9 protein-coding genes and 2 pseudogenes are annotated in these 13,373 nt (G+C 56.9%); 8 read left to right on the top strand and 3 right to left on the bottom strand.

Annotated elements, in window-relative coordinates; genetic code table 11:
- Positions 1–57 precede the first annotated feature (57 nt).
- Positions 58–2,148, bottom strand: a complete 2,091-nt coding sequence (locus AC0V6L_RS08880) for a RelA/SpoT family protein (RefSeq protein ID WP_486155089.1) — start codon at positions 2,146–2,148, stop codon at positions 58–60.
- Positions 2,149–2,298: 150 nt separating this feature from the next.
- Here AC0V6L_RS08880 and AC0V6L_RS08875 point away from each other — a divergent pair, with 150 nt between their 5' ends.
- A complete protein-coding gene (locus tag AC0V6L_RS08875) occupies positions 2,299–4,200 on the top strand; it encodes an ATP-binding protein (protein ID WP_486153917.1) in 1,902 nt (633 codons plus the stop codon).
- Here AC0V6L_RS08875 and hemF read toward each other — a convergent pair.
- On the bottom strand, positions 4,136–4,990 hold the full coding sequence (gene hemF, locus AC0V6L_RS08870; RefSeq protein WP_486153916.1) for an oxygen-dependent coproporphyrinogen oxidase: 855 nt from the start codon (positions 4,988–4,990) through the stop codon (positions 4,136–4,138). The two genes, AC0V6L_RS08875 and hemF, sit on opposite strands and share 65 nt — an antisense overlap.
- A 98-nt stretch (positions 4,991–5,088) precedes the next feature.
- Between hemF and pdeM the strand changes: the two are divergent.
- From pdeM to AC0V6L_RS08840, 6 genes and pseudogenes are all read left to right on the top strand, one after another.
- Positions 5,089–5,771 (top strand): annotated as a pseudogene (gene pdeM, locus AC0V6L_RS08865) (ligase-associated DNA damage response endonuclease PdeM).
- Complete coding sequence (locus AC0V6L_RS08860) at positions 5,772–6,242, top strand: hypothetical protein (RefSeq protein WP_486153915.1); 471 nt, start codon at positions 5,772–5,774, stop codon at positions 6,240–6,242.
- Positions 6,243–6,401: 159 nt separating this feature from the next.
- A complete protein-coding gene (gene infC / locus AC0V6L_RS08855; protein WP_486150164.1) occupies positions 6,402–6,920 on the top strand; it encodes a translation initiation factor IF-3 in 519 nt (172 codons plus the stop codon).
- Positions 6,921–7,432: 512 nt separating this feature from the next.
- The gene (locus AC0V6L_RS08850; RefSeq protein ID WP_486153914.1) at positions 7,433–8,596 is read left to right on the top strand and encodes a DUF547 domain-containing protein; all 1,164 of its coding nucleotides are present in this window, start codon (positions 7,433–7,435) and stop codon (positions 8,594–8,596) included.
- A 60-nt stretch (positions 8,597–8,656) separates the two neighbouring features.
- The gene (locus AC0V6L_RS08845; RefSeq protein ID WP_486153913.1) at positions 8,657–9,787 is read left to right on the top strand and encodes a DUF547 domain-containing protein; all 1,131 of its coding nucleotides are present in this window, start codon (positions 8,657–8,659) and stop codon (positions 9,785–9,787) included.
- A 132-nt stretch (positions 9,788–9,919) separates the two neighbouring features.
- Positions 9,920–11,158, top strand: a complete 1,239-nt coding sequence (locus AC0V6L_RS08840) for a DUF547 domain-containing protein (protein WP_486153912.1) — start codon at positions 9,920–9,922, stop codon at positions 11,156–11,158.
- A 60-nt stretch (positions 11,159–11,218) separates the two neighbouring features.
- On the opposite strand, the gene AC0V6L_RS08835 is transcribed toward AC0V6L_RS08840, so the two are convergent.
- Complete coding sequence (locus tag AC0V6L_RS08835) at positions 11,219–11,692, bottom strand: hypothetical protein (RefSeq protein ID WP_486153911.1); 474 nt, start codon at positions 11,690–11,692, stop codon at positions 11,219–11,221.
- A gap of 117 nt (positions 11,693–11,809) precedes the next feature.
- Here AC0V6L_RS08835 and AC0V6L_RS08830 point away from each other — a divergent pair.
- Positions 11,810–13,368 (top strand): annotated as a pseudogene (locus AC0V6L_RS08830) (SLC13 family permease).
- Positions 13,369–13,373 lie beyond the last annotated feature (5 nt).

Below are 13,373 nucleotides of genomic sequence, written 5' to 3'. Positions count from 1 at the left end.
CCCGGCTTTAACTAAGCAATGCCCCGTATTCTGCGGGTTACAGCGGGTTAAGCACGTTTAGATGCGTTCAGCCTGAGCGACTGCATCGCTGGCGCGCAAGGCGCTTAAGATGCGAGTCAAATGGGTCAAATCTTCGACCTCTGCATCGATTTCATAGGTGGTAAATGGATGATCGAGCTGCGTTTGCGACAGGCTGGTCACGTTGATCTTGTTCTGCGCAAAAACGCCCGCCATTTCCGCCAGCGTGCCGGGCCTGTCATAGATCGTCACCGATAACCGCCCAATCGCGCCATGGGATCGTTTACCCCAGGACAGGTCCAGCCAATCGGTGTCCTCACCATTGGCGAGTTCCAGGCAATCAATCGCATGGACGAGCACCGTTTCGCCCTTGCGCCTTAAGCCAACGATGCGGTCACCAGGAACCGGGTGGCAGCATGTCGCCAATTCAAACGCAACACCCGGCGTCAATCCGCGAATGGAAACCACCCGTTCGCGCCGCGACCAGTCTGCATCATTATCGAATTCAGACGTGCATCCCGGCACCAAAGCTTCCATCACTTCGCGGTCGGTCAGCTTGGCAGAGCCTATCGCGAACATTAGTTCTTCAGGCGTTTCCATGCCCAATCGCTCAATTGCCGCACGGATCGCTTTCTTGCCAATGCGCGCGGGCACGCGGGAGGCGATTTCATCGAACAGTTTGGAGCCGATGGTCGCAACCTCAGCGCGCTCCTTCATCCGCACCGCGCGCCGGATCGACGCACGCGCCTTGCCTGTCACGACAAAGCCCAGCCACGACAATTGCGGCTCTGCGCCTGCTCCCTTGATGATCTCCACCACATCGCCATTATTGAGCGGCGTCCTGAGCGGCATGTGGCGGCCATTGATCTTTGCCCCCACGCAGGCAAGCCCCAGATCGGTGTGCACCGCAAAAGCGAAATCGACCGAGCTTGCACCCTTTGGCAATTGGAACAAGGCGCCTTTGGGAGTGAACGCGAAGATGCGATCCTGATAAATCGCCATGCGCGTGTGTTCGAGCAATTCTTCGGCATCATGGCTGGCATCGACAATCTCAATCAGATCGCGCAGCCAGCCCACCGCGCCATCGTGTTTGTCGCCCTGTTTGTAGGCCCAATGCGCCGCCAACCCGAATTCATTGCGCTTGTGCATTTCGCGCGTCCTGATCTGCACTTCAACTCGCATCGAATTTTCATACATCAAGCTGGTGTGCAGCGAGCGGTAACCATTGGTTTTGGGCGTTGAGATATAATCCTTGAATTTGCCGGGTAAAAACTGCCACGTCGTGTGCAGCACGCCCAAAGCGCGGTAACAATCCGCCTCGTTTTCGGTCACCACCCGGAACGCCATGATATCAGTGACCTGTTCAAAACTGACATGGCGTTCAGACATTTTCTGCCAAATCGAAAAGGGGTGCTTTTCGCGTCCCATCACTTCGACATTAAGATCAGCCTCGGCCAGCGCCTGCTTGATCGAAAGCGCAATGGCATCGACCTGACCGCCATCGGAATTGCGCAGTTTTTCCAGCCGGTCGGTGATGGTGGCATAGGCTTCGGGTTCAAGCTCGCGGAACGACAGCGCCTGCATTTCGCGCATATATTCGTACATGCCCACACGCTCTGCCAAGGGGGCATAGATATCCATTGTCTCGCGCGCGATGCGCTGGCGTTTTTCAGGTTTTTTGATGAAATGCAGCGTGCGCATATTGTGCAATCGGTCAGCCAGCTTGACCAGCAGCACGCGAATATCCTCTGACATCGCCAGCAAAAACTTGCGCAGGTTCTCCGCCGCGCGTTCATTTTCGGGCATAGCCTCGATTTTTGAAAGCTTGGTCACTCCGTCGACCAATTGCGCGACTTCGGCTCCGAAATGCTGTTCGATATCCTCAATCGTTGCCAGCGTGTCCTCAACCGTATCATGCAGCAAGGCCGTGATGATCGTTTCCTGATCCAGTTGCAGGTCAGTCATCAGTCCCGCCACTTCGACCGGATGCGAGAAATACGGGTCTCCGCTCGCGCGTTTCTGGCTGCCATGTTTTTGAACGGTGTAAACATAGGCACGGTTCAGCGCCGCCTCATCAGCGGATGGATCGTATTCCTTGACCCGTTCAACAAGTTCATACTGGCGCAGCATCAATTGCGAGTATGTGGCGAACATCGCCAGCGGGCAAGCGTTAACGCATCTCGTTTCAATTGCTTGGAGCACCGTTCAAAAAGGGAAATGGATATTTAGGTAGTAGCGCTGTGGCTGAAACATTGGGCCTAACGTGCCGTTCTAAGGCACATGGGACACGAAACGGCGCTATCTTCAAGCAAAGTGCATGCTGCATCAGCAGCGACAATAGTCGCGGCAGTGTGCGGCATCATCTTGCTGTGTTCCGGGCTGCTGACAGGTGCCGCCTTGCAAATCGCCAGCGTCGCGATGATCACTGCACTGGCGTTTGCCTTTATGCTGCGTGATGCAACAGCGCGCCGACGCGCCAAGGCCGAATCTCTCACTCTCGCCGGCCAGATGCGCGAGCTTGAAGAAGCAAACCGGCTGCTAAAGCTCACCGAAACCACCGCAAAAGTGGGGCATTGGCGCGTCGATCTGAGCAGCAATCAAGTGTATTGGTCAGACGGATGCTTCGCTATCCATGGGCTTGAGCCCGATGAGCCGCCCGCCCTTGAGGATGCGATCAATTTCTATCACGAAGGTGATCGAAAAATTGTCAACGAAGCCATTGAAACATCCCGGCAAACCGGCGAACCGTTCAGTTTTCGAGCGCGCTTGCTGCGCGCCGACGGCGAAGTGGCCCATACGCAGAGCACTTCACTGGTTGAATTTGACGAAAATGGCAAAGCCAGCGCTTTGTTTGGCGTGTTTTGCGACCGCACCGAAGAAGAAATAATGCAGGCCGAACTGCGCGAGGCCCGCAACAATGCCAATGCATCCGCCAATGCGCGCAGCTCTTTCCTTGCAAAAATGAGCCATGAAATCCGCACTCCGATGAACGGTGTGCTGGGTTTTGCAGAATTGCTGTCCACAAGCGCGCTTGATGCGGAACAGCAGCGGCATGTCGATCTGATCCTGGATTCCGGCAAAGCGCTGCAAACCCTGCTCAATGACATTCTCGATTTGACCAAGGTCGAAGAAGGCAAGCTGGAACTGCGCGCGGACAATTGCGATATCGCGCATCTGGCAGCCAAAGCCGCGCGCCTGTCGCAGCCGATTGCGCAGGAAAAAGGAGTTGATCTGACCTGTGAGATTGCCTCGGATGTGCCGCGCTATGTGCAATTGGATGGGCTCAGGCTGCGCCAGATCCTTGGCAATCTGTTGTCCAATGCTGTGCGCTTTACCGATCAGGGCGCAGTGTCGCTCAAACTGACGCGCAGCAAAAGCCATATCATCTTCACCGTCAGTGATACCGGGATCGGAATTGCTTCGAATATGCTGGTGTCGATCTTTGATCCGTTCTGTCAGGACAATCACCGCATGCATTCACAGCGCGGCGGAACGGGTCTGGGCCTGCCCATCAGTCGCCAGTTGTGCGAATTGATGGGCGGTGATCTGGTGGTTGCAAGCGTGCAAGGTGAAGGATCAAGCTTTACACTTTCCCTGCCGCTTGTGCTCGCGCCAGCGCCTCAGATCAAGGGACCACCAGCAGCTGAGATCGCCGCCAATCCCTGTGCGGGATGCAGCTGCCGGATATTGCTGGCCGAAGATTTCGATATCAATCAGGAACTGATTTGCGAAATGGGGCGCCGTCTCGGCCTCACATTTGAAATTGCGGAAAACGGCGAAGAAGCGGTGAGAGCCGTTATCGATGCCCGCGATGAGGTTAAACCCTATTCCATGGTTCTGATGGATTTGCAGATGCCGCGCATGGATGGGCTGGAGGCGACCCGAGCAATCCGCGAAGCTGGCTTTGCCCCCGAAGATCTTCCCATCGTCGCTCTCACGGCCAATGCGTTTAACGACGATGTCGAAGCGTGCCTGGAAAGCGGGATGCAGGAACACGTGGCCAAGCCGCTGGAACTGGCGCGGCTGCGCGATGTGATGCACAAACATCTACGCGGGTTTAAAACTTCAACAGGCGCTCCTCGGCCCTGCGAAATAGAAGCCGCAAGCGGCAGCCAAACTACGTCCAAACAGCGCGCGGCGGCAGGCTCATCAGGATCGCGTCAACATTGCCGCCGGTTTTAAGGCCAAAGATCGTGCCGCGATCATAGACGAGGTTAAACTCGGCATAGCGCCCGCGATATTCGAGCTGCTGGGTTTCCTCCTCAGCGGTGAAATCAGACTTCATGCGTTTGCGCACAAGCGCGGGGAATATGTCGAGGAATGTCTTACCCACATCTTGAGTAAACGCGAGGTTCGCCTCAAACGCGGCCTCATCAGCGCATTCCAGATGGTCGTAGAAAATCCCGCCAACGCCCCGGTGCACATTGCGATGCGGGATGTAGAAATAATCATCCGCCCATTTCTTGTATCGCTCATAATAATCGCCGCCATGCGCATCGCACGTCGCCTTGAACTTCGCGTGAAACGCCTCGGTGTCTTCCTCGTAAGGAATGGGCGGATTAAGGTCTGCCCCGCCGCCAAACCAAGCCGCCTGCGTGGTAAGAAAGCGCGTGTTCATATGCACGGCAGGCGCATGGGGGTTGGCCATATGCGCAACCAGGCTGATCCCGGTCGCGGTAAACTCTGGATGTTCAGCGCTTGCGCCGTTCACCTGAGCGGCGAATTGTTCAGAAAAGCTGCCGCGCACGGTGGATACATTCACGCCAACCTTTTCAAACACTTTGCCTTTCATCAAGCCCTGAACGCCGCCGCCGGGATCGTCATTGCCCTCTTCCTCGCGGTTCCATGGGGTGTATTCAAAGCTCGCCTCTGACCCCGCCTCGCGTTCAATGCTTTCAAATTCTGCGCAGATCATATCGCGCAAGGTTTCAAACCAGGTGCGCGCTTGCTGTGTGTTCGATGTCCAGTCCATATCCGCGCTCTTGCCAAAGCGCTCCTCTCCCGGCAAGAGACATCGCATGGTTCTTGTTTCGTTCACCCCTACACATCATGCCTGATACTGGCGCTGCGATGGAGTTTGCAGGCCATGAAATGGTGCTGCTCAAATCGAATGCGCTGTATTGGCCGGCAGAATGCGCAGTGCTGGTCGCCGATCTGCATCTGGAAAAGGGCAGCTGGTATGCGCAGCAGGGGCAAATGCTTCCCCCTATGACAGCCGCGAAACTTTGGAGCGGATTGCCGATGCTGTGAAAGCGACGGGCGCGCGGCGGGTTATCACTCTGGGGGATAATTTTCACGATGACGCAGGCACGCACAGGCTCGATCCCTATGCCGCCGGAATGCTGGAGAGTTTGACCCGCGCGCTCGATTGGGTTTGGATCACGGGCAATCACGATGAAAACATGGCGCGGGCATTCGGCGCTGCGATCACGGGCGAGCTGGAAGTCGGCGGCGTGATCTTGCGCCATGAGGCAAAGCCGGGCGAAACGCGCGCGGAGCTTTCCGGGCATTATCATCCCAAAATGCGCGTGCGTGTAAGGAACCGCCATATCGCGCGGCCCTGCGGCGTGATCAGCCGATCCATGGACGCAGGCGACCGCATGATTGCGCCTGCTTTTGGCGCTTACACCGGCGGAATGGATGCTGACGCGCCCGAGATTTTGAAAGCTCTAAGTCCGGCCAGCACCATAGATGCGGTGCTGCCCGCAAAGGGCAAATTGGTCACATTCCCGCTTTATCGCGAGGCGGCTTAGGTGAGTTTTGCGCCGCTTGAATGGATATGTTCAACTCTAACAGCCTGGCATCTCATTGTGTGGCTGGCCCTTACAATGATTATAGTAACCTTGGTCACGCGGGGTCCGGGCGATGGTTTGAGACCAAAAATTGCCGTAATCGTCGTTCTCCAGCTTCAAATTGTTGCTTTGTATAGCGTAATGGCGCTGATTGCAGGGCAGTCATTCGGTGACCGTTATTTTTGGTCGCAATTATGGCCAACAGGTGCACTGCTCGGTTTAATTATCGGAAGTATGGCGCTTTTCGCACCGTTCGCGTCGCAGGCAGAAAGCAATGTGAGACCTCATCAAATGACTGCTTTTCGCGGTTGCGCAGCAGTCATCTTCGCCTGCGCTTTCGGTCTTTTTATCTCAGGAGCTTTATACCTATTACCTTCGGTAGTCTGGATACTATTCGAATTTGATCGCGCATCTTGGGGCGTGCGAGTGTAGCCATCACCATCCCCGAAAAGGGCAATTTGGTCACATTCTCGCGCTATCGAGCTCCCACGTAAGACTCCACCTAGCGTTTCGGGTGAAAAATCCCTACATCGCGAGTCTCTACACAGGCTACAACAGGAGAACACAATAGCCCGTCCACCTCGGCGTCAGATGGCCCCGCCAACTAAAAGCGGCCCTCGCTATGACAATTTCATTCAAGTGCCCAAAGTCCGCGTCATTGATGACGAAGGCGAAAACCTGGGTGTGATGTTCACGCGCGAAGCGGCAGAACAGGCCAATGAGAAAGGTCTTAACCTCGTCGAGGTTTCGCCCAATGCTGACCCGCCCGTGTGCAAATTCCTCGATGTTGGCAAATATCGGTATGAGGCTCAGAAAAAGGCCAATGCCGCGCGCAAAACCCAAAAGACGCAGGACATCAAAGAAGTCAAAATGCGCCCCAATATCGACACGCATGATTATGACGTGAAGATGCGCAATGTGAACAAGTTCATCGACAATGGCGACAAGGTGAAAGTGACATTGCGCTTTCGCGGGCGCGAAATGGCGCACCAGCATTTGGGCATGGACCTGCTCAAACGCGTGCAGGCCGATGTCGAAGAAACGGCCAAAGTCGAAGCATTCCCGCGGCTGGAAGGTCGCCAAATGCTGATGGTGCTTGCTCCGAAATAGGTGCGGCCAAACGCTGCAGCGTTAAAACGGGCGTTCGAAAGAGCGCCCGTTTTTGTTTGCTTGATAACGCGCGTTTTTGTTTGTGTTCGCTTCGCTCACGCCGGACCGCCCCGCCTCCCTGACCATCCACCATATCCTATGGAACCCTTGGTGGACGGGTGGGGTGGTGCGGCCAAGGATTGCACGGATGTGCAATCCGCACCAAACAAAGACTCAGGCGCGGTCCGGCCAAGCCCTTGGCGGATGCCAAGGGCGCACCCAACAAGCACTGTATTCGACAAATAACACACCGAAACCGATTACCGTCATCGCGCGTTACATTATTTCATGTACCACAGTATTAGGGCCAACTGCTGCGCACTTCGCGCTGCAAAGGCCCAGCGCGCCGCCTTCCCCCTTTGTGCGGCGCGCATTAAACATTAAGCTGCGGGATGGCTTCGTATCCATACCGCGCATCGGCTAAACGGCCTCGCAAGAAGGGCCGGTCTGTTACCCACGGAAGGACTACCAGAATGCCCTTGTTCAGGCCTCTCCCTCGCCGCCCGCTTTCAGGATCTGCGCGCTTTGCCGCCATTCTTGCGATTAGCACTTGCGCTGCCGCGTTTGCCGTTCAGCCAGCACACGCCCGCAGCGCCTCGGTAGATCCGCAATATGCGACCTTTGTGCCCGGCGATAACCCGAACAATGACCGGATCGATTATTCAATCTGGACCGAGGCGATGCAGAACCTTGTCATTTCGATGGGGCCGTCTTTGCGCCAAGGGGCTGGCCGGCCTGATCCCAGTTTTGGCTCGCGCCGCCAATATGGCCATGTCTCGCGCTACAGGCTCGAGGGCACGCGGGTCATGTTCAGCTTTTTCGATGATGCCATCCGCGACAGTTTTTCAGAATATCGCCGCGATCTGGAAGCAATCGCCAGCCAGATCGATATTCAAGCGCTGAGCCGCAATGAGCAATTGAGCTATTGGATCAATCTGCACAACGTCGCGCTGGTAGAGAAAATTTCGCAAAACTGGCCCGTGCGCCAGCCGCGCGAATTGAAAGTGGATGGCGTGCCGCTGGATGAAGCGAAGTTTATCACGGTCGAAGGCGTCAATCTTTCCCCGCGCGATATTCGCGAAAAGATCGTCTATCAGAACTGGAACGATCCGCTGGTCATCTATGGTTTTTGGCGCGGTGAAATTGGCGGGCCTTCGATCCAGAAAGAGGCATTTGACGCCAGCAATGTGGGCCGGCTGCTCGAACGCGGGGCGCGCGATTTTGTGAACTCGCTGCGCGGCACGCAAAAATCGGGCAGCCGCCTTGATGTGTCGAAAATCTATGAAGAGGCCGCCCCCTTCTTCTTTCCCAATTTCGAAGCAGATGTGCGCGCCCATATCGCGCAATATGCGAATACCGAAGTGAGCGAATTGCTGGCAAAAACCACCAGCACTGAGGCGCGCATTTCAGAATATGACATCGCCGATCTGGCCGGCGGCGTGCGCGAGCCGACCTATCAGAACATCACGTCTGACGACAATTCGATCCGCACACGCATACCCCAAAGCATGGCGCGGCTGCTCGCCCAGCGCGAACAGAAATTCCAGAAAATCATCCGCGAAGGGCGGACCGGAACGGTCACTTTCAGCAATATCGCATTGCCGGGGGATCCAGAAGATAAAGGCGAGATTGAATAGATCGCCATTGGCCGCATTTTGACTTTACGCGCGCGCGGTGATGGCATTAGATATAAATCTATGAGCATTCGTCATTTCTTGTCTTCGAGCGCTGCTATTGTGTTTGCGGCGACCGGTGTTCCGCTTTCAGCGAGTTCTACCGATATCGCTCAAACAGATTACGTTGATGCCAGCTTTAACAGTTCCCTCACCCAATTCGCGCCCAAGGGTGACCGTATCCGCCACCGGATAGACTATTCCATCTGGACTGAAGCGCTGTCGAATTTCGTCATTTCAATGGGTCCGCCGCTGCGGCGCAAACCGTTTGAAACCTCCGGCCCGCTCGCCACCCGGATGCGGATGGCGCACAATTCGATCTACCGGCTGGATGGGTCGATGGTCGGCTTTTCGTTTATGAATGCCGAGATTATTGCGAGTTTCACCGAATATCGCGAAGACTTGCAGCGCGTGGCTGACACTCTCGATATCACCACTTTGCCGCGCAACGAACAGCTCGCCTTCTGGCTGAACCTGCACAATGTCGCCATGGTCGAACAGATCGCAAAAGAATGGCCTGTGCGCCAACCTTATGCGATCACAATCGGCGGTGCGCCATTGGACGAGGCGAAATTCATCACAGTGCGCGGTGTCACTTTAAGCCTGCGCGATATTCGCCAGCGGATTGTCTATCCCAACTGGTCCGATCCCAAAGTGATTTACGGATTTTGGCGCGGGGAAATCGGCGGGCCTGCGATGCAACGCGCTGCTTTTGAGGGCAAAACCGTGTCTGATATGCTGGAGAAAAGCGCGCGCGAATTTACCAATTCTCGGCGAGGCACCGAAAAGCGCGGCAAAACGCTGCATGTGTCCGAGCTTTATAGCGAGGCTGCGCCATTCTACTTTGCCGATCTGAACACCGATCTGCGTGAGCATCTGCTCGATTACGTCAATGAAGACGTGCGCAAAATGGTGACCAAAACCACCGAGGTAAAGCCGAGTATCACCGAACACGATATCGCTGATTTGGCCGGCGGATCGCGGGGCAGCGCGTTTTTCGCCAATGGCCGCGTGGCCCCCGGCGTTGCAGCCCTGATTGCCCAACGCCGCAAGAAGTTTGACTTTATCGAACGCAAAGGCCTGCGCACCGGCACGGTGACGTTCAGCAATATCCAGCTGCCCGGCGATGATCCTGACAAAGGCGAAGTCAAATAAAGCGCCCGCTGCCCTAGCCACTATTACTTAAGGCAGCGCCTTGGGCGGGCCTTGTTCATCTGAGGTTAGGCTTTCAAGGCGCATGTTTATTTGTGACGGGTTTGAAAAATATGTCCTAGTGGGAGACATTGAATGAAACCGAATAGTCTACAGATAGCCGCCGGAACCTTGGCGCTTGCGCTTTGCGGCGCGCCTCTTGCTGCGGAAAATGCAGAAGCTTCTATGAGCAGTGCGGTGCAAACGGCCAGCTCCAACGACGCCAAGTTAAACGACAGTTTAGACGACAGGGCCTTTGCGGTTTTCGCCCCTGCCAAAGATCGGCGCGACCACCGGATTGATTACGCGCATTGGGACGAAGCTTTGGGTTTTATGGTGATCCCCATGGGCCCATCACTGCGAGAAGGCGCCCCGCGCGCGACACCAGCCACGGGCACGCGCATCACATATGGCCATCGTTCTCGTTACCGGCTCGAAGGAAACCGCGTCGCGTTTTCTTTCCTCAATGGCAATATCGTGAACGCGCTGGGCGAATACCGCCAGGACTTGGAACGCGTCGGCAGCGAGCTTGATCTGGCGCGCTTGCCCCGCAACGAACAGCTCGCATTCTGGATTAACCTGCACAATGTCGCGGTGATAGAAGCGCTTGCCCAGCAATATCCCATGCGCGAGCCAGCCGAAGGGTCGTTCGGATCAAACGAGGCAACTCTGCAAGATGCCAAGCTGGTCGAGGTGAAAGGCATTGCGCTTTCCCCGCGCGATATCCGGGAAAGGATCGTATATCCCAACTGGTCTGATCCGCGTGTCATGTATGGTTTCTGGCGCGGTGAAATTGGCGGGCCATCGATCCAGCGGCTCGCTTTTACAGGCAGCAATGTCGATGTCCTTTTGTCACTCAATGCCGAGGAATTTGTGAACTCGCTGCGCGGGGTGGAATCGTTTGGCGGGGCATTGCGGGTCAGCCGCATTTATGATGAGGCAAAGCCGTTCTACTTTGCACAGGACACTGATTTGAAAGCGCATCTCACAAAATTCGCGCGTGATGATGTGAAAGCTCTCATCGCCAAGAAAGACCGCATCAAATACAATCGCTACGAAGGCACCATCGCCGATATGATCAATGGCCACCGCGATCCGGGGTTGACATTCGTGTGCACAACCGGGCGCGGCGTGGGTGATGACACACCCAATGCGTGGATGTCGCCGGTAACCGCATGCGCGGATGAACCGGTCGCCAACCGGGCAGCGCAGCAGTTGATGTTCGAACGCGCGCAAAAACTGAACAAGGCCTATCGCCGCGGCATCCGTACGGGCACTGTCATCTATGGCGATGGCGCTTATCCCGAGGGCGAAGCGCCGCCTGAAGTGCAATAAAGCCTAAGCCAGAACGCGCTACCCCCTCCCACCACTGGTGGCGGCGCGTTCCGGCAAGGTTTATTCGAACATTTCGGTCAAGCCATCGGTGTTGTTGAGCGCGGCTTTCTTGCGTGCGAACACCCACCAGAAATGACCGACAGCGCCGCCTGTGACCGCTCCAAAAGCGCTTACAAACAGCGCGCCAATAAACCCGCCTGCCAGCGATCCACCCGCCCCGATCAACACCAGCGTGATCAGAAATACCGGGACCGAACCGCCGATTAGTCCGCCAGTGAAGTAAGCGCGCCAGCTTTCCTGATTGCGCCGCGCTAGCCACGCTGTGATCGGCCAGCCCACTATGATCAGGCCAATCCCTGCAGCAACAACGCCCACGCCAAATGGCATCAACGTCAAAAGAACCGTTTCGCCCTGCGTGACGCCGCCTTCGTCCCAGACGAGAGCGATCACAAACAGCGTCGGCAAAGCCATGCCAATCGCAGCGCCTGCGAACACCGCTTTCACACCTTCGATCAAATGGTACTGCCATCCCATACCCCAAGCGCTAATCACTCGCCGCAATTCGGGCAAGAGGCCTTGCGCTTGTCAGGCAAGCTGGCAGGATGCCCCACCAACCGGCGCGCGCGGATTTAAGGGGGAGGTAAAACGCACATGACTGCCAGCCGCATCGGCCTGTTTTTGGGCCCTGCCCTGTTTGCGATCACCGCTTTGACCGCGCCGCCTGCCGGAATGCAGCCGGGCGGCTGGCTGGTCGCTGGCCTCGTCCTGTGGATGGCGGTGTGGTGGATGACCGAAGCGGTGCCCTTGGCGGCGACTGCGCTGCTTCCATTTGCGGTGTTGCCGCTCAGTTCAGTGATGGATGCCAAAGCGACCGCGAGCGCCTATTACGCGCCCATCCTGTTCCTGCTGCTTGGCGGCGCGTTTATCGCGCTGGCGATTGAGCGCACCGGGCTGCACCGCCGGTTGAGCTTGGCGATATTGAAAGCGATTGGATCAGACGGCGGACAAGCGCGCCTGCTGCTCGCCTTTATGGTGAGCGCGGCGGTTTTGTCGATGCTGATATCCAACACATCAACCGCGCTGATTATGATGCCGATGGCACTGGCGGTGCTTTCTGGGGGGCGCAGTCTTCTGGCGAAACCGTGGCCACCCGCACCCTCCACCCTTCCACCCGGATTATCACGCCGGGTTACGATCCGGGTGGAAGGGTGGAGGGAGCGGGTGGCCATGGCGCGAGCGCAAGCGAGCCGCAAACCCAAGGCCTTTCTGGCGCGTTACCCATGGGGATTGCCTTTGCCGCCAGCATTGGGGGTCTTGGCACGATTGTCGGATCACCCACCAATGGCATTGCGGTGCAATTGCTGGATGACATGATCGGGCTTGAAATCAGCTTTGCCACCTGGATGATGTTTGGCCTGCCGATTGTGCTTTTGGGCGTGCCGCTCGCCGCTGCGATCATCGCTCGCGTTCAGAAAGTCACCGCGCACCCTTTTGATGTTGCCGCCGCGCGCCATGCCATCGAGGACAACGCGCCATGGTCGCGCCCGCAAAAACGCGTGGCGATCATCATCGCGGTTACCTTTGCGCTGTGGATGAGCCGCCGCTGGGTCGCGCCCTTTTTGCCAGAGGGCAGCTGGACCGATGGCACCATTGCGGTGATCGCGGCTCTTGCGCTGTTCGTTCTGCCCGATGGCGTGCGCGAGGATGGCGCGGGCGAGGATGGAAAGGCGCGCCGTCTGCTCGAATGGAAAGAGGCCGACCGCGCGCCTTGGGGCGTTATCCTGATGTTTGGCGGCGGGCTGGCGCTGGCTGCAGGCATGCAGGCGAGCGGGCTGGCGCAGTGGCTGGGCGATGCGCTGCTACCACTAGAGGCTGTGCCGCTGATCCTAATGACGCTCGCGATTGTTGCGATGGTGGTTCTGGTGACGGAATTTGCCAGCAATGTCGCCACTGCCAGCGCGATTATCCCGGTGGTGGCCAGCCTAGCCGCAGGGCTTGGTCTGGGCGAACAGGCCATTTTGGTCGCGATGCCCGCAGCATTGGCGGCAAGCTGGGGTTTCATTCTGCCTGCTGGCACTGGCCCCAACGCGATTGCATGGGGCACAGGCCGGCTGACGATCCGCAAATTGATGAGCGCCGGGCTGCTGCTCGATGCAATCGGGATTTTCCTGATTGTCGGCGTGGTTTGGGCGGTGGGAACGTTGGTTTAATTGGC

The sequence above is a fragment of the Erythrobacter sp. JB1-15 genome (genome assembly GCF_057365035.1).
Note: the sequence above shows the minus strand (reverse complement) of the source record. Positions and strands in the feature narration are given on the sequence as shown.

Bases quoted from the DNA above. Each gene is read 5' to 3' on its own strand.
- AC0V6L_RS08840 (WP_486153912.1), top strand. From the start codon at position 9,920: ATGAAACCGAATAGTCTACAGATAGCCGCCGGAACCTTGGCGCTTGCG.
- AC0V6L_RS08875 (WP_486153917.1), top strand. From the start codon at position 2,299: ATGGGACACGAAACGGCGCTATCTTCAAGCAAAGTGCATGCTGCATCA.
- AC0V6L_RS08835 (WP_486153911.1), bottom strand. From the start codon at position 11,692: ATGGGATGGCAGTACCATTTGATCGAAGGTGTGAAAGCGGTGTTCGCA.
- AC0V6L_RS08880 (WP_486155089.1), bottom strand. From the start codon at position 2,148: ATGCTGCGCCAGTATGAACTTGTTGAACGGGTCAAGGAATACGATCCA.
- AC0V6L_RS08845 (WP_486153913.1), top strand. From the start codon at position 8,657: ATGAGCATTCGTCATTTCTTGTCTTCGAGCGCTGCTATTGTGTTTGCG.
- hemF (WP_486153916.1), bottom strand. From the start codon at position 4,990: ATGGACTGGACATCGAACACACAGCAAGCGCGCACCTGGTTTGAAACC.
- infC (WP_486150164.1), top strand. From the start codon at position 6,402: ATGGCCCCGCCAACTAAAAGCGGCCCTCGCTATGACAATTTCATTCAA.
- AC0V6L_RS08850 (WP_486153914.1), top strand. From the start codon at position 7,433: ATGCCCTTGTTCAGGCCTCTCCCTCGCCGCCCGCTTTCAGGATCTGCG.